The following is a 14,092-nucleotide window of genomic DNA, read 5'->3' on the forward strand; positions in this document are numbered from 1 at the left end:
AGAGGAGGCCCGATGCCGAACCCCCTGCAACGCTTCGAGCAGCGGCTCGAGTCGGTCATCTCAGGGGTCTTCGCCCGGGCCTTCCGCAGTGCCGTGCAGCCCGTCGAGATCGCGGCGGCGCTCCAGCGCGAGTGCGACAACAACGCGCAGGTGCTCAGCCGCCAGCGCCGCCTGGTCCCCAACGACTTCCACGTCGAGCTGTCCGCCACCGACCTCGAGCGCATCGTCGGCCTCGGCCGTGCCCTCGAGCAGGACCTCGTCGACCAGCTGCAGGACCACGCCGACGCCCAGGGCTACGTCTTCACCGGACCGATCTCGATCGCGTTCGAGTCGGCCGACGACCTGACCACCGGCCGCTTCCGGATCCGCAGCAAGGCGCAGGCCAGCGTCACCGACAACGACATGCGCACCCGTACGCGCTCCTCGCACGCCACCCTCGAGGTCAACGGCACGCGCCACCCGCTGCGCCCGCCGGGCCTCGTCGTCGGTCGCGGCACCGAGGCGGACCTGCGGATCAACGACCCCGGCGTGAGCCGGCGCCACCTCGAGCTCGAGGTGAGCATCGACGGCGTCGAGGCGGTCGACCTCGGCTCCACCAACGGGATCATGGTCGACGGCTCCAAGGTGGCGCGCGCCCGGCTGCGCGACGGCTCCACGATCCGCATCGGCCACACCGACATGACGGTCCGCATCGACGGCGGCCGCGACGAGGCCGGGGGCTGGAATGTCTGAGCTGACCCTCTTCCTGATCCGCGTCGCGTTCCTCGCCATCCTCTGGATCTTCGTGCTGTCGGCCATCTCGGTCATCCGCTCGGACATGTTCGGCGCCCGGGTGCCGGAGACCGCCCGTGGCAACGCGCCCGCACCGTCGGGACGCAAGTCCAACGGCAAGCCGCGGAAGCCGCGCCGCGGGGCGCCCACGCACCTGCTCGTCGTGGAGGGCGAGAACCCCGGCGTCCGGGCCGAGCTCGCCGACGCGCCGCTCCTCATCGGGCGCGGCAGCGACGCCGCGATCAAGCTCGACGACGACTACGTCTCGACGCGCCACGCCCGCGTGGCGGCGAGCGGCGACGAGTGGTTCGTCGAGGACCTCGGCTCGACCAACGGCACCTACGTGGGCCCGGTCCGCATCACGCAGCCCACCACCATCGGCATCGGGGTCCAGGTCCGCGTCGGCAAGACGATCCTGGAGCTGCGGAAGTGATGTACCTCCACTACTCCGCGATCTCCGACGTCGGGCGGGTGCGCCGGGAGAACCAGGACAGCGGCTACGCCGGTCCGTGGCTCCTGACGGTGTGCGACGGCGTCGGCGGGGCGGTCCGCGGCGACCTCGCCTCCAGCACCGCCGTGCAGGCGCTGCGCAAGCTCGACCAGCAGCCCGACGAGGACATCCTCGGCCAGCTCGCCGGCGGCGTGCACCGCGCCGACGACCGGATCGCCGAGCTCGTCGAGGAGGACCCCAACCTCAACGGCACCTCGACGACCGCGACGGTCGCGCTCTTCGACGGCACCCGCTTCGGGGTCGGCCACATCGGCGACAGCCGGGCCTACCTCTACCGCCGAGGCGAGCTGCGGCAGCTGACCCACGACCACACCTTCGTGCAGTCGCTGATCGACGAGGGCCGGATCACCGAGGAGCAGTCGCGGACCCACCCGCACCGCAACCTCATCCTCAAGGCCCTCGACGGCATCCGGCACGAGGAGCCCGACCTCTTCGAGTTCCCCGCCGAGGCCGGCGACCGCGTCTTCATCTGCAGCGACGGCGCCTGCGGCACGCTGACCGACGAGCGGATGGCCGACATCCTCTCCACCGGCACCCCCGACTTCGCCGCCGTCGAGCTGGTCCGCGCGAGCCTGGAGGCCGGCAGCACCGACAACGTCACCTGCATCGTCGCCGACGTGTCCGACGAGGAGCCGCCGGCCGAGCTCCAGCCGCTGCTCGTCGGTGCGGCCGCCGACCTGCCCCGCCGGATGCCGCTGGGCGGTGCGGTCGGCGGGCTCTTCCGCGGACACCGCTCGGGCGACACCGGCGAGATCCCGCCGGTCCCGGCGGACGTCCCCGAGGGGGCGTTCCTCGCCGACCCCATCGACCCCGAGGCCGCGCGCTACGCGCCCCGCGAGCCCGGCCGCCACGCCTGGCTGCGCCGCCTCCTGCTGGCCGCCGTGCTCCTCGGCCTGGCCTGGGTGGTCCTGGCCGCGCTGTGGTCGTGGAGCCAGCAGCAGTTCTACGTCGCCGAGCAGGACGGCCGGATCGCGATCTTCCGCGGCATCGACGCCGACCTGCCCGGCATCTCGCTCTCCCACGCCTACGAGGTGACCGACGTCGACCTCGACCGGCTCAGCGACATCGACGCCGAGCAGGTGCGCGAGGGCATCGACGCCTCCGACCTCGACGAGGCCCGGCTGACCGTCGACAACTATGCCGCGCGCCAGGACGTCGACTGAGGGTGACGGGCGGACGAGGATGAGTCAGACCGGGACCCTGATGGGCTTCGTGCACCGGCGACGCCGGGGCGCGGAGCTGTTCCTGCTCGTGCTCGCCCTGATGGTCGGCATCGGGGCGTACGCCGCCGTCGGCCTCGGCGTCGAGGGCGTCGTCCCCGCCGACCTCGTGGGCTACGGCGGGTGGCTGACCGCCCTCATCGTCGGCGCCCACGTGACCGTGCGCCTCGTCGCGCCGTACGCCGACCCGGTGCTGCTGCCCCTCGTCGCGGCCCTCAACGGGCTCGGGCTCGCCGTCATCCGCCGCCTCGACCTCACCTACGAGGCCAACGGCCTCGACCAGCACACCTTCGCGCGCCAGCAGCTGACCTGGATGACCCTCGGCGTGATCCTGTTCGTGGCCACGCTCTTCCTGCTGCGCGACCACCGGGTGCTGCAGCGTTTCACCTACACCGCCGGCCTGCTCGGCATCGTGCTGCTGATCCTGCCGTTCCTCCCGGTCATCGGCCGCGAGATCAACGGTGCGCGGATCTGGATCAACGTCGTCGGCTTCAGCTTCCAGCCCGGCGAGGTCGCCAAGGTCCTGCTCGTGATCGCGTTCTCCGGCTACCTCGTCCTGCACCGCGACGCCCTCGCCCTGGCGGGCAACCGGATCCTGTTCATCGACCTGCCGCGCGGCCGCGACCTCGGTCCGATCCTCGCGATGTTCGGCGTCTCGATGATGATCCTCGTCCTGCAGAACGACCTCGGCTCGTCGCTGCTGTTCTTCGGCCTGTTCCTGGCGATGCTCTACGTCGCCACCGAACGCCCGGGCTGGCTCGTGGTCGGTGGGCTGCTGTTCGGTGCCGGCGCGCTCGCGGCGTACACGCTCGTCGGCAACGTGCAGCGGCGCTTCGACATCTGGCTGCACCCGATGGACTACTACCCCGGCACCAGCTTCCAGCCGGTCGAGGCGATGTTCGGCATGGGCTGGGGCGGGCTGATCGGCCGCGGCCTGGGCAACGGCTTCCCCGAGCGCGTGCCGTTCGCCTACTCCGACTTCATCCTGTCCACCGTGGGCGAGGAGCTCGGCCTGACCGCCGTCATGGCGATCGTCCTCTGCTACGGCCTGATCGTGGAGCGCGCGCTGCGCATCGCGCTGATCTCGCGCGACGGCTTCGGCAAGCTCATGGCGCTCGGCCTCGGCGCAATCATCGCGCTGCAGGTGTTCGTGGTCGTCGGTGGCGTCACCGGCCTGATCCCGCTCACCGGCCTCACCACACCGTTCCTCTCCTACGGCGGCTCCTCGCTCGTCGCCAACTGGGTCGTGATCGCACTGCTGCTCCGCATCTCCGACCAGGCCCGCCGGCCCGCGCCGCGGCTCGAGCCCGTCGACGACTCGGTCGCCGACAGCGAGAGCACCCAGGTGGTGAAGCTCCGGTGAACAAGCCCATCCGCGTCGTCTCGGTCTTCTGCCTGCTGCTCTTCCTCGCGCTGCTGGTCAACGCCACCTACCTCATGTACGTCCGCTCCGACGCGCTGTCGGAGGACCCCAACAACCGCCGGGTCATCACAGCGACGTTCTCCCGCGAGCGCGGCGCGATCCTGGTCGGCAAGGACGCCATCGCGCGCAGCGTGCCGTCCGACGACAAGTACAAGTTCCAGCGGACCTACTCCCAGCCGTTCAAGTACGCCCCGATCACCGGCTACTTCTCCTGGTACGACCAGACCGGCGTCGAGCGCTCCCAGAACGAGGTGCTCTCCGGCGACGACTCGCGCCTGTTCGTCACCCGGCTCGTCGACCTGCTGAGCAACAGCGACCCCAAGGGCGGCAACGTCCAGCTGACCATCAACGCCGCTGCCCAGGACGCCGCGTGGGAGGGCCTCGAGGCGCTGCCCGGCGACGCCCAGGGTGCCGTCGTCGCGCTGCAGCCCACCACCGGGCGGGTGCTGGCCATGGCGTCCACGCCGACCTTCGACCCCAACAAGTTCGCCTCGCACGACTTCGGGGCCGTCCGCGACATCAGCGAGCAGCTCAACGACGACCCGCGCGACCCGCTGATCAACCGCGCGACCGGCACGACCCTCCCGCCGGGATCGACCTTCAAGCTCGTCACCGCGGCGGCCGCGATCGAGTCCGGCAACTACGACGCGGACTCGATGGTGCCGGGTGGCTTCCAGTTCAAGCTGCCGCAGTCCACCGCGGTCATCCGCAACCACGACGGCGGCAACTGCGGCGGCGACCGGATCACGATGACGCAGGCCATGCAGGTCTCGTGCAACGTCACCTTCCTCAGCCTCGCCAACGACCTCGGCGTCGAGGCGATGGCCGACCAGGCCGAGAAGTTCGGCTTCAACGACACCTCGCTCGAGGACCTCGGCGGCCAGGCCGAGTCGCTCTACCCGCGCGACATGGACCCGCCGCAGACCGCGATGTCCGGCATCGGCCAGTCCAACGTCACCGCGACGCCGCTGCAGATGGCGATGGTCGCCGCGGCGATCGCCAACGACGGCGACGTGATGCGGCCCTACGTCGTCGACGAGGTCCGCGCGCCCAACCTGTCCGTCCTCGACCGCACCGACCCGCAGAGCATCAGCAAGGCCATCTCCAGCACCACCGCGGAGGAGCTGACCAAGATGCTGGTCGCGACCGTCGACTCCGGGACCGCCACCCCGGCGCAGATCCCGGGGGTCGAGGTCGCCGGCAAGACCGGCACGGCCCAGTCGACGCCCGAGCGCCCGCCGTACGCCTGGTTCGTCTCCTTCGCGCCCGCCGACGACCCGCAGGTCGCGGTCGCCGTCCTCGTGCAGTCCAGCGACACCTCGCGCGACGAGATCGCCGGCGGCCGCCTCGGCGGCCCGATCGCGAAGGCGATCATGGAGGCGGTGATCAACCGGTGACCGCGCTCGTGCCCGGCGGCGCCGTCGACGGGGCGCACCGCTACGTCCTGGAGTCGCGCATCGCCACCGGCGGGATGGGCGAGGTGTGGGCGGCGCGCGACAGCGTCCTCGACCGGCCGGTCGCGGTGAAGGTGCTCAAGACCGAGTACGCCGACGACGCCCGCTTCCGGACGCGCTTCGCGACCGAGGCCCGGCACGCGGCGTCGCTGCACCACGGGGGGATCGCGGCCGTCTTCGACTTCGGCGAGGCCTCGCTCGACGACGGCTCGGGCACGCCCCGCCCCTACCTCGTCATGGAGCTCGTCGAGGGACAGCCCCTCTCCGCGCTGCTGCGACCCGACGCGCCGCTCGACCCGGCGGTCGCCGCGGAGCTGCTCGCGCAGGCCGGCGACGCGCTCGGCGTCGCCCACGACGCCGGGATCGTCCACCGCGACGTCAAGCCCGCCAACCTGCTCGTCACCCCGGACCGGCAGGTCAAGGTCACCGACTTCGGCATCGCCCGCGCCGCCGAGGCGATGGCGCTCACCGAGACCGGACAGGTCCTCGGGACCCCCGCCTACATCTCCCCCGAGCAGGCCGAGGGCCGCACGGCGACGGCGGCGTCCGACGTCTACTCCCTCGGCGTCGTCGCGTTCGAGTGCCTCGCCGGCCGCAAGCCGTTCGTCGCCGACACCCCGGTCGCCACCGCGATCGCCCACCTGCGCAACCCCGTGCCCGAGCTGCCCGCCTCGGTGCCCACCGACCTCGCTGCGGTCGTACGCCGCGCGCTGGCGAAGGCGCCGGAGGAGCGGTTCCGCGACGGGCGGGCGTTCGCCCGGGCCCTGCGCGAGCCGTCTCGCGCCGCCGCCGCCGGCGCGGACGCCGCCACCGCCGTCACGCCCGCCGCGGCTCCCGCCGCGTCGGCGTCGACGACCCAGGTCATGCCCGCGGCCACGCCGGCCCCGACGCCCGCACCGACCCCGACGCCCGTGCCGACCCCCACCGCAGCGCCGCCTGCGCGACGCCGGTCGGTGCCGTGGCCGACGATCATCGGGCTGGTCGCCGTGGCGGCGGCCGTCCTGCTCGCGGTCTGGCTCGGTACCCGCGACGGCGACGACCAGCCGACCGGATCGACGGGCGAGCCCTCGGCGTCCTCGCCGACCGGGTCGGCCGAGACCCCGGACGAGACCCCCGACGAGACGCAGGAGACTCCGGAGGAGACCGCCGGCCCGCCGGAGACGCCGGAGAAGCCCGAGCCGACGACGGTCGAGGTCGACCCCGCCGCCTACGTCGGCCGCGACCACAAGGACGTCGAGAAGGAGCTGCGCGACCTCGGCCTGCAGCCCGAGCCCCTCGAGCTGGAGAACCCCGGTGACCAGCCGGAGGGCATCGTGGACTCGGTCGAGCCCAGCGGCAGCCTGCAGGAGGGCGACGCCGTGACGGTCGGCTTCTGGGCCAAGGTGCCGCCCGGCCAGGACCCCGAGGGTCCCGGTGGCAGCGGCTCGGACAGCAGCGGGCCCGGCAACAGCGGATCCGGCGGCCCGGGTCCGAAGGACGAGAAGGGTGGCAGCAAGCGATGACGCAGTCGGAGCCGACACTGATCGGCGGCCGCTACGAGCTCGGTGAGCTCCTCGGGCGTGGAGGCATGGCCGAGGTGCGCAAGGGCAAGGACCTGCGCCTGGGCCGCAACGTCGCCGTCAAGCGGCTGCGCACCGACCTCGCCAGCGACGCGACCTTCCAGGCCCGCTTCCGCCGCGAGGCGCAGTCGTCGGCGTCGCTCAACCACCCGGCGATCGTGTCGACCTACGACACCGGCGAGGAGATGGCGACCGACGGCTCGGGGGTCGCCCAGCCCTACATCGTCATGGAGTGCGTCGAGGGGCGCACGCTGCGCGACATCCTGCGCGAGGGCCGCAAGATCCTGCCCGAGCGCGCGCTCGAGATCACCGCGGGAGTGCTGTCGGCGCTCGACTACAGCCACCGCGCCGGGATCATCCACCGCGACATCAAGCCCGGCAACGTGATGCTGACGCCCTCGGGCGACGTGAAGGTGATGGACTTCGGCATCGCCCGCGCGATCTCCGACGCGTCGTCGACGATGACCCAGACCGCGGCCGTGGTCGGCACCGCGCAGTACCTCTCCCCCGAGCAGGCTCGCGGTGAGACCGTCGACTCGCGCTCCGACGTCTACTCCACCGGCTGCCTGCTCTACGAGCTCCTCACCGGCCGACCGCCCTTCGTCGGCGACAGCCCCGTCGCGGTGGCCTACCAGCACGTGCGCGAGCAGGCCGCCCCGCCGTCGGACCTCGACGACGAGCTCGACCCCGAGATCGACGCCATCGTGATGAAGTCGCTCGCCAAGCGCGTCGAGGACCGCTACCAGAGCGCCGCCGCGATGAAGTCCGACATCGAGCGCTACCTCGCCGGCCACCCGATCCAGGCGCCGGCCGTCGTGCCGCCGCCCGTCGACACCCAGTACGTACCCCCCGTCCCCCCGGCCGACGCCACCTCGGCGATGGCCGCCGCCGCCCCGCCGCCACGGCGCGACGAGCCCTCGCGCAGCCGCACCGGGATGTGGGTGCTCGTCGGCATCCTCGTCGTGGCGCTGCTCGCGGGAGGGGCGTACGTCCTCAACGGCCTGCTCTTCGAGGACGCGCCCGAGCGGACCGCCGTGCCCAACCTCGTCGGGATGACCGAGGACGAGGCGCGCCTCGCGATCGTCGACAAGGGCTTCGAGGTCGGCCGCGTCGACCGCGAGCCGTCCGAGACGGTCGAGCCCGACATCGTCATCGAGCAGGACCCCAACCGTGACACCTTCCAGGACCCCGGCACCTCGATCAGCTTCGTGATCTCGCTCGGCCGTCCCGAGGTCGAGGTCCCGTTCGTCGTCGGCACGCTCCGCAAGGAGGCGCGGGCCGCGATGCTGGAGCGCAACCTCAAGGTGCGCTTCCAGGAGGAGGACTCCGACGAGCCGCGCAACCAGGTCCTGAGCACCAACCCGCCCGCAGGCACCTCCGTGGCCGAGGACACCACGATCACGATCGTGTTCTCCGACGGTCCCGAGAAGGTGCCGGACGTGCGCGGGATGATGCAGCGCGAGGCCGAGCGGGCGATCCAGGCGGCCGGCTTCGTCGCCGACGTGCGCACCGACGCCGCGTCCACCGAGCCCAAGAACACCGTCGTCGACCAGATCCCGGTCGGCGGCACCCTCGACCAGGGCGCCACCGTCACGATCTTCGTCTCGGCCTACGAGGAGCCGGTCGAGACCCCGACCGAGACGCCCACCGAGACCCCGACGGAGACCCCGCCGACGCCCACCGAGACGCCCCCGACGCCCACCGAGACGCCGACGACGACCGCGCCGCGGCGCCCCTGAGCTCCGGGGCCCCCGATCCCCGGGGCTGTGGTTGCGGGGCTGCGGTCACCGGATGTCCGGTGACCGCCGGGGTCACAGGTGGAGATCTCGACCGATGACCCCGGAACTCGGGTGCAGAGCACCTACTCCGGCATCGGGGTGGCGTAGGTCAGGTCCAGCAGGCCCTCGTAGGGCGGTGCGACCGCGGACTCGAGCGGGACCATGTCCCAGGTGACGCTGCCGCCGGGGATCAGGGTGTAGTCGCGGTAGGTCGCGAGGATCGGGTCGATGGACAGCTCGGTCTGCAGCGCGAGCTGGTCGCCGATCCCGACGATGACGTAGGGCGGCGAGTAGGGGATCCCGTGGAGGGTGACCTGGTTGCCCTCGCACTTGATCCCGGTCGTGGAGATGAGCCGCTGGCCCTGGATGGTCACGGCCGTCGCGCCGGCGTTCCACATCGCGTTGGCCACCGCCTGGATGTCCTGCTGGTGCACGACGAGGTCGGCCGGGTCCCCCTCGTAGGCCTCGCGGGACTCGAACGGCGCGTCGTCGAGCGTGACCTGCACCGCCGGGCCGCTGCGCTCGGTCAGGCCGGCGGGGTCGACGAGGGTGGCGACCTCGTCCTGCACGCGGCGTACGGACCGGTCGCCGAGCCGCGTGCTCAACGTCTCCACCTCGGCGTTGAGCGCAGCCGCCTGGGCGGTCAGGTCGGCCGCCTCGTCGCGCTCGGCGCGTACGACCGACGCCAGGTCGGTGAGCCGTCCGCCACGCAGGTCGAGGCCGTCGCTCTGCTCCGCGCTGACGGCGAAGAGGGCGCCGCTGAGCAGCACGACCAGCGGGGTCGCCACCCGCCAGACGCGGCGGCGCCCGGGGGACGAGTGGGACGGCGACCGCATGGCGACTACGCTAACCCCCCGTCGGGTGCCGAGCCGCCCGTGACCGGCGCCGTCGCGACCGGGACCCACGCAGCCGAGCCCCAGGAGCAGCAGTGCCGAAGTCCACCACGATCACCACCGGGGAGAAGACCTCGCTCTTCACCGTCAGGTTCCTGGTCGCCCTGCTGCTCGTCGTCGCCGGCATCGCCTGGATCGCGTACTACTACGTCGGTCCGCGCGGCAACCCGCTCGCCTTCCCGCCCGTCGAGGGCAGCCCGAAGGCGATCGCCGACCTCGGTCGCTGGAACTACCTCATCGGCTTCGGCGCCCTCATGCTCGGCCTGATGGTGTCGGCCCACCCGTCCACCCCGCTCGGCCGCGGCCGCGGCGTCGTGGTCGGCATGCTCGGCTGCTTCCTGGTCGGCCTGCTGTGGATCTGCACCTTCTACGTCTTCTCCGACGACCTGTCCAAGCTGTGGGTGATGAACGACCTCGGCCAGTGGAACCTCGTCGTCGGCATCGCGTTCATGGCGGTCGGGTTCAGCTTCGCCACCAAGTGGGAGTAGGTTTCTCCCGCGGCCGTCCACCGGCCACCAGCATTCGTCGCCTCGAGCGGTGAGTGAGGCGCCTTCCTGGGGAAGGGAAGGCGTCTCTCTCACCGCTCGAGTCGTTTCAGGTCCAATCCCGGCGCTCGCGACGCACCCGGGGGTTGTCAGGCTTTCGCTGACGTTGTCAGGCGTTGCAGAGGCCGACAACGTCAGCGATCCCCGGTCGCCCGGGGATTCCTCCACGGGCTCGAAGGCACCGACCGATTTCCACACTGTGGAGAACTGCTGTGGAGAATTACACCGGTGTAGTTGTCCACAGATGTGTGCACACCTGTGGGTAATCCGGGGCGGTCAGCCGAGGGCCGTCGCGCGGACGAACGCCAGGGCGAGCAGCAGCACGACGAGCAGGCCCACGCCCGCCCACTGCACCAGCGCGCGGCGCGCGCGAGGGGCGTACGCGATGACGACGGCGCAGGCGGCGCCGCCGAGGAACCCGCCGAGGTGGCCCTGCCACGAGATCGAGCTCCAGCCGACGACGGTGATGACGACGCCGAGGACGAGGTTCTGCACGAGCCACTGGGAGTCCAGCCTGGCCTTGCGGGCGACCACGAGCAGGGCGCCGAGCAGCCCGAAGAGGGCGCCGGACGCGCCGACGGTCGAGCCGTCGGGATCGCTGAGGTAGAGCACCAGCGTCGAGGAGGCGAGCGCGGCCACGACGTAGATCGCGAGGAACCGGGCGCGACCGACGATGCCCTCGAGGGCCGGTCCGAAGATGAACAGGGCGAACATGTTCATCGCGACGTGCCAGATCTCGACGTGGGTGAAGGCGGTGGTGATCAGCTGCCACCACGCGCCATCGGCCACGCCGGCCTTCCAGAACCCGTCGCCGTTGGTGAAGCCGGTGCAGATCTGCGAGGTCGGGATGCCGGGGTAGTACTGCTCCGGCGTCGAGGTCGACCCGCAGCTGCCGGTGGGCGCCAGCGCGAGCCAGTCGGCCACGCGGGAGAGCCGGCCGCCGGTGGCGGTGATGAGGAGCCAGACGGCGGCGTTGATGCCGATGAGGACGAAGGTCGTCAGCCGGGGGTCGCCGCTGCGCTCACCGCCGTACATCGCCCGGTTCTGGCGCGAGCCCTTGTTCGCCTGCTTGACGCAGTCGGGGCACTGGAAGCCGACGGCGGCGTCCCGCATGCAGTCGGGGCAGATCGGCTTGTCGCAGCGCTGGCAACGGATCCAGGTCTCGCGGTCGGGGTGCCGGTAGCACGTCGGCACCCCGGCCGCGGTCTGGTCCGCAGTCGGCCCCTCGGGCGGCTGGGTCATCGGCTGTGGATCAGTGGTGCGACGGTGGTCGGCGCGTCAGCGCTCGATCGTCACGGACTCGATCACGACCGGGTCCGACGGGCGGTCCATCGCACCGGTCGACGTGGTGGCGATCGCGTCGACGACGTCGCGGCTGGCCTGGTCGGCGACCTCGCCGAAGATCGTGTGCTTGCGGTTGAGCCACGGCGTCGCGGCCACGGTGATGAAGAACTGCGAGCCGTTGGTGCCGGGACCGGCGTTGGCCATCGCGAGCAGGTAGGGCTTGTCGAAGACGAGCTCGGGGTGGATCTCGTCCTTGAACGTGTAGCCCGGGCCGCCGGTGCCGGTGCCGAGCGGGCAGCCGCCCTGGATCATGAAGCCGTCGATGACGCGGTGGAAGCCGAGGCCGTCGTAGTACTTCTCGCCCGAGCGACCGGCGTCGTCGCGGTAGTCCTTGGTGCCCTCGGCGAGGCCGACGAAGTTGTCGACCGTCTCGGGCGCGTGGTTCGGGAACAGGTTGACGACGATGTCGCCCCGGTTGGTCTTGAAGGTCGCCTTGGGGTCGGCCATGGAAGTGCCTCTCGAGTGATGTCTGTGTGCGGGTCGATCCTGCCACGCGGCACCCACGCGGGGCCGACCACCCGGGAGGGGCTGGCCGCCCCTTGGGGGGCATGGTGAGATGGAGACACACTGACTGAGGAGGTCACGCATGCCTTTCGGCCGCAAGAAGTCCCTCGTGGACCGCGCCCACGACTATGTCGAGCAGCTCTCGGAGACCGTCACCGAGACCGTCATCCCCCAGCTGGAGCAGGCGTGGGACCAGGCCGTGGAGAAGGCGGGCCCGGCCCTGTCCGACGCCCGTGACAAGGCCGCCCCGCTGATCGACGAGGGTCGTACGCGCGCCAGCGGCGCCGCTGCCGCCGGGGCCACCCTCGCCGCGGCCAAGACCGCCGAGGCGCGGGAGAAGGCCGCGCCCCTGCTGGCCGAGGCCCGTGCCGCCGCGGCCGACAAGGCCGCCGTCGCCGCGGCGCTCGCCTCCGAGCGCGCCGCCGAGGGTCGCGACCTCGCGACCGCGAAGGTCAACGAGCTCCGCGGGATCGAGCCCGAGCCGAAGGGCGGCCGGCTCAAGAAGCTGTTCCTGATCGGCGGCCTGCTCGCCCTCGGTGGCTTCGTGTTCAGCAAGCTCAAGGGCAAGCAGGACGCGGACGCCAACTGGCAGTCGACCTACGTCCCGCCGGCACCGCCGAAGGCCACGACCCCGCCCGCCACCGCGGGCGCGGCGACCGCCGGCGCGGCGTCCACCGGCGCGGCAGCGGGCGGCGACCCGCTCACCGACCCGCTCCCCGAGGAGGTCACGGCCGACGACGTCGTGACCGTGGACCCCCCGGCGACCGACGACATCGGTGGCGGTGCCCCCGGCGAGGCGATCAGCGACGCCGTGGAGGACCCGCACGAGGCCACGACGCCGGACGAGCCGGCCGAGGTCATCGACATCGACGACGTGCCCAGGAAGAGCTAGGCGCCAGCCACACCACGCCGTGTCGAGCGCGGTCGGGACCCGGTCCCGACCGCGCTCGACGTGCGTCCGAGGGTGGTCGCGGCGATCGGCGGGGGTCAGGCCTCGGCGGCCGCGAGGGCGGACTTCCACTCGCGGAAGCCCTCCTCGGTCCGACCGCGCCGCCAGTAGCCGGAGATCGACGCGTCGGCACGCGGCAGGCCGCGCTCCTTCAGCAGGTAGGGCCGGACGGCGTGCATGACCTCCTGCGCCTCCCCGTGCACGAACGCCTGCACCCTGCCCTCCGGCCACGGCCAGGCGCGTACGGCGTCGCTGAGCTGCTCGTCGCTGCCGTCACGGTGCAGGAAGCGGAGCTCGACACCGACCGGGGCGTCGAGGGCCGGCTCGTGGTCGGCCGAGTCCACCAGCACGAGGGCGATCCCGACGGCATCCGGCGGGAGGGCCGCCAGCGCGGCCGAGATGGCAGGTACGGCCGACTCGTCGCCGGCGAGCAGGTGGGCGTCGGCGCCGGGGTCGGGGGCGTACGCACCACCCGGCCCGTTGACGGTGAGGGTGTCGCCCGGCTGCGCGCGGCGCGCCCACGGCCCGGCGACGCCGCTGTCGCCGTGGAGGACGAAGTCGATGGCGAGGGTGCCGGCCTCCACGTCGGGGTGCAGCGCGGTGTAGGTGCGTACGGCGTCGGGGAGGACGAGCTTGACGTAGCGGTCGGTGAACGCGCTGCCGGCGAACGCCGAGAGGTCATCGGAGCGGAACCACACCCGACGCAACGTCGGGGTCAGGTCCTCGGTGGAGGTGACGACCAGGCGTGTGCTCACGCGAGCTCGGGGTGCTCGGCGCGGGCACGCTGCGTCGCGCGGTGCTCGGCCCAGAACGAGAGGACCGGGACGGTGCCGCAGACCAGCGTCACGAGGGTGAAGGGGAGGTCCCACCGCGCGCGGCGCGAGAGCAGGAACGCGCAGAACAGGAAGATCATGTAGAGCCAGCCGTGGGCGACGCCGAGGTAGGTCGTGATCGCCTCACCGACCTCCTGGGCCGTCGAGCCGGTGCTGACCCACGCGGGCGTGCTGTCGAAGACGCCCCACATGGGAGATCCGTCGAAGTTGGCGAGCGGGACGCCGACGAGGCAGAGGACCACGAGCAGGACACCGACGACGGTGGCCATGACGCGGTAGGCGAGGAGGGTGCGTGACACGGGGTGAAC

At 72.2% G+C, this 14,092-nt stretch carries 14 protein-coding genes; 9 read left to right on the plus strand and 5 right to left on the minus strand.

Going from position 1 to position 14,092, the window contains the following annotated elements:
* Positions 1 to 12 precede the first annotated feature (12 nt).
* The 7 genes from F4692_RS07125 to pknB are packed head-to-tail and all read left to right on the plus strand — an operon-like array spanning position 13 to position 8,677.
* Complete coding sequence (locus F4692_RS07125) at positions 13 to 732, plus strand: FhaA domain-containing protein (protein ID WP_179618862.1); 720 nt, start codon at positions 13 to 15, stop codon at positions 730 to 732.
* On the plus strand, positions 725 to 1,204 hold the full coding sequence (locus F4692_RS07130) for an FHA domain-containing protein FhaB/FipA (RefSeq protein WP_179618863.1): 480 nt from the start codon (positions 725 to 727) through the stop codon (positions 1,202 to 1,204). Before F4692_RS07125 ends, F4692_RS07130 begins: the two co-directional genes overlap by 8 nt.
* Positions 1,204 to 2,445, plus strand: coding sequence for a PP2C family protein-serine/threonine phosphatase (locus tag F4692_RS07135; RefSeq protein WP_179618864.1), 1,242 nt, complete (start codon positions 1,204 to 1,206; stop codon positions 2,443 to 2,445). Before F4692_RS07130 ends, F4692_RS07135 begins: the two co-directional genes overlap by 1 nt.
* A 19-nt stretch (positions 2,446 to 2,464) precedes the next feature.
* A complete protein-coding gene (locus tag F4692_RS07140; protein ID WP_179618865.1) occupies positions 2,465 to 3,865 on the plus strand; it encodes an FtsW/RodA/SpoVE family cell cycle protein in 1,401 nt (466 codons plus the stop codon).
* Positions 3,862 to 5,322, plus strand: a complete 1,461-nt coding sequence (locus F4692_RS07145; RefSeq protein ID WP_179618866.1) for a peptidoglycan D,D-transpeptidase FtsI family protein — start codon at positions 3,862 to 3,864, stop codon at positions 5,320 to 5,322. The genes F4692_RS07140 and F4692_RS07145 overlap by 4 nt, the downstream gene beginning before the upstream one ends.
* Positions 5,319 to 6,881, plus strand: a complete 1,563-nt coding sequence (locus tag F4692_RS07150; RefSeq protein ID WP_179618867.1) for a serine/threonine-protein kinase — start codon at positions 5,319 to 5,321, stop codon at positions 6,879 to 6,881. Before F4692_RS07145 ends, F4692_RS07150 begins: the two co-directional genes overlap by 4 nt.
* The gene (gene pknB / locus F4692_RS07155) at positions 6,878 to 8,677 is read left to right on the plus strand and encodes a Stk1 family PASTA domain-containing Ser/Thr kinase (protein WP_179618868.1); all 1,800 of its coding nucleotides are present in this window, start codon (positions 6,878 to 6,880) and stop codon (positions 8,675 to 8,677) included. The genes F4692_RS07150 and pknB overlap by 4 nt, the downstream gene beginning before the upstream one ends.
* A gap of 122 nt (positions 8,678 to 8,799) precedes the next feature.
* Here pknB and F4692_RS07160 read toward each other — a convergent pair whose 3' ends face one another.
* A complete protein-coding gene (locus tag F4692_RS07160; RefSeq protein ID WP_179618869.1) occupies positions 8,800 to 9,552 on the minus strand; it encodes a DUF881 domain-containing protein in 753 nt (250 codons plus the stop codon).
* Between the two features lie 92 nt (positions 9,553 to 9,644).
* Between F4692_RS07160 and F4692_RS21750 the strand changes: the two genes are divergently transcribed.
* Entirely contained in the window at positions 9,645 to 10,097 is a 453-nt protein-coding gene (locus F4692_RS21750) for a cell division protein CrgA (RefSeq protein ID WP_179618870.1), read from the plus strand.
* Positions 10,098 to 10,430: 333 nt separating this feature from the next.
* On the opposite strand, the gene F4692_RS07170 is transcribed toward F4692_RS21750, so the two are convergent.
* Both F4692_RS07170 and F4692_RS07175 read right to left on the minus strand, forming a co-directional pair.
* Positions 10,431 to 11,396 (minus strand): rhomboid family intramembrane serine protease, encoded by a 966-nt coding sequence (locus F4692_RS07170; RefSeq protein ID WP_179618871.1) that lies wholly within the window; start codon positions 11,394 to 11,396, stop codon positions 10,431 to 10,433.
* A gap of 36 nt (positions 11,397 to 11,432) precedes the next feature.
* On the minus strand, positions 11,433 to 11,945 hold the full coding sequence (locus F4692_RS07175) for a peptidylprolyl isomerase (RefSeq protein WP_179618872.1): 513 nt from the start codon (positions 11,943 to 11,945) through the stop codon (positions 11,433 to 11,435).
* Positions 11,946 to 12,084: 139 nt separating this feature from the next.
* Between F4692_RS07175 and F4692_RS07180 the strand changes: the two genes are divergently transcribed.
* Positions 12,085 to 12,894, plus strand: coding sequence for a hypothetical protein (locus F4692_RS07180; protein ID WP_179618873.1), 810 nt, complete (start codon positions 12,085 to 12,087; stop codon positions 12,892 to 12,894).
* A gap of 95 nt (positions 12,895 to 12,989) precedes the next feature.
* On the opposite strand, the gene F4692_RS07185 is transcribed toward F4692_RS07180, so the two are convergent.
* Positions 12,990 to 13,706: a siderophore-interacting protein gene (locus tag F4692_RS07185; RefSeq protein WP_308645193.1), complete on the minus strand. Its 717-nt coding sequence runs from the start codon at positions 13,704 to 13,706 to the stop codon at positions 12,990 to 12,992.
* Complete coding sequence (locus tag F4692_RS07190; protein WP_218858174.1) at positions 13,703 to 14,083, minus strand: DUF3817 domain-containing protein; 381 nt, start codon at positions 14,081 to 14,083, stop codon at positions 13,703 to 13,705. Before F4692_RS07190 ends, F4692_RS07185 begins: the two co-directional genes overlap by 4 nt.
* Positions 14,084 to 14,092: the final 9 nt, after the last annotated feature.

It is taken from the genome of Nocardioides cavernae, assembly GCF_013410035.1.
Classification (GTDB): Bacteria; Actinomycetota; Actinomycetes; order Propionibacteriales; family Nocardioidaceae; genus Nocardioides; species Nocardioides cavernae_A.

What these genes read in the sequence shown, in the direction of transcription:
- F4692_RS07125 (WP_179618862.1), top strand. Translation starts at nt 13, where the DNA reads ATGCCGAACCCCCTGCAACGCTTCGAGCAGCGGCTCGAGTCGGTCATC.
- F4692_RS07130 (WP_179618863.1), top strand. Translation starts at nt 725, where the DNA reads ATGTCTGAGCTGACCCTCTTCCTGATCCGCGTCGCGTTCCTCGCCATC.
- F4692_RS07135 (WP_179618864.1), top strand. Translation starts at nt 1,204, where the DNA reads ATGTACCTCCACTACTCCGCGATCTCCGACGTCGGGCGGGTGCGCCGG.
- F4692_RS07140 (WP_179618865.1), top strand. Translation starts at nt 2,465, where the DNA reads ATGAGTCAGACCGGGACCCTGATGGGCTTCGTGCACCGGCGACGCCGG.
- pknB (WP_179618868.1), top strand. Translation starts at nt 6,878, where the DNA reads ATGACGCAGTCGGAGCCGACACTGATCGGCGGCCGCTACGAGCTCGGT.
- F4692_RS07160 (WP_179618869.1), bottom strand. Translation starts at nt 9,552, where the DNA reads ATGCGGTCGCCGTCCCACTCGTCCCCCGGGCGCCGCCGCGTCTGGCGG.
- F4692_RS07170 (WP_179618871.1), bottom strand. Translation starts at nt 11,396, where the DNA reads ATGACCCAGCCGCCCGAGGGGCCGACTGCGGACCAGACCGCGGCCGGG.
- F4692_RS07175 (WP_179618872.1), bottom strand. Translation starts at nt 11,945, where the DNA reads ATGGCCGACCCCAAGGCGACCTTCAAGACCAACCGGGGCGACATCGTC.
- F4692_RS07180 (WP_179618873.1), top strand. Translation starts at nt 12,085, where the DNA reads ATGCCTTTCGGCCGCAAGAAGTCCCTCGTGGACCGCGCCCACGACTAT.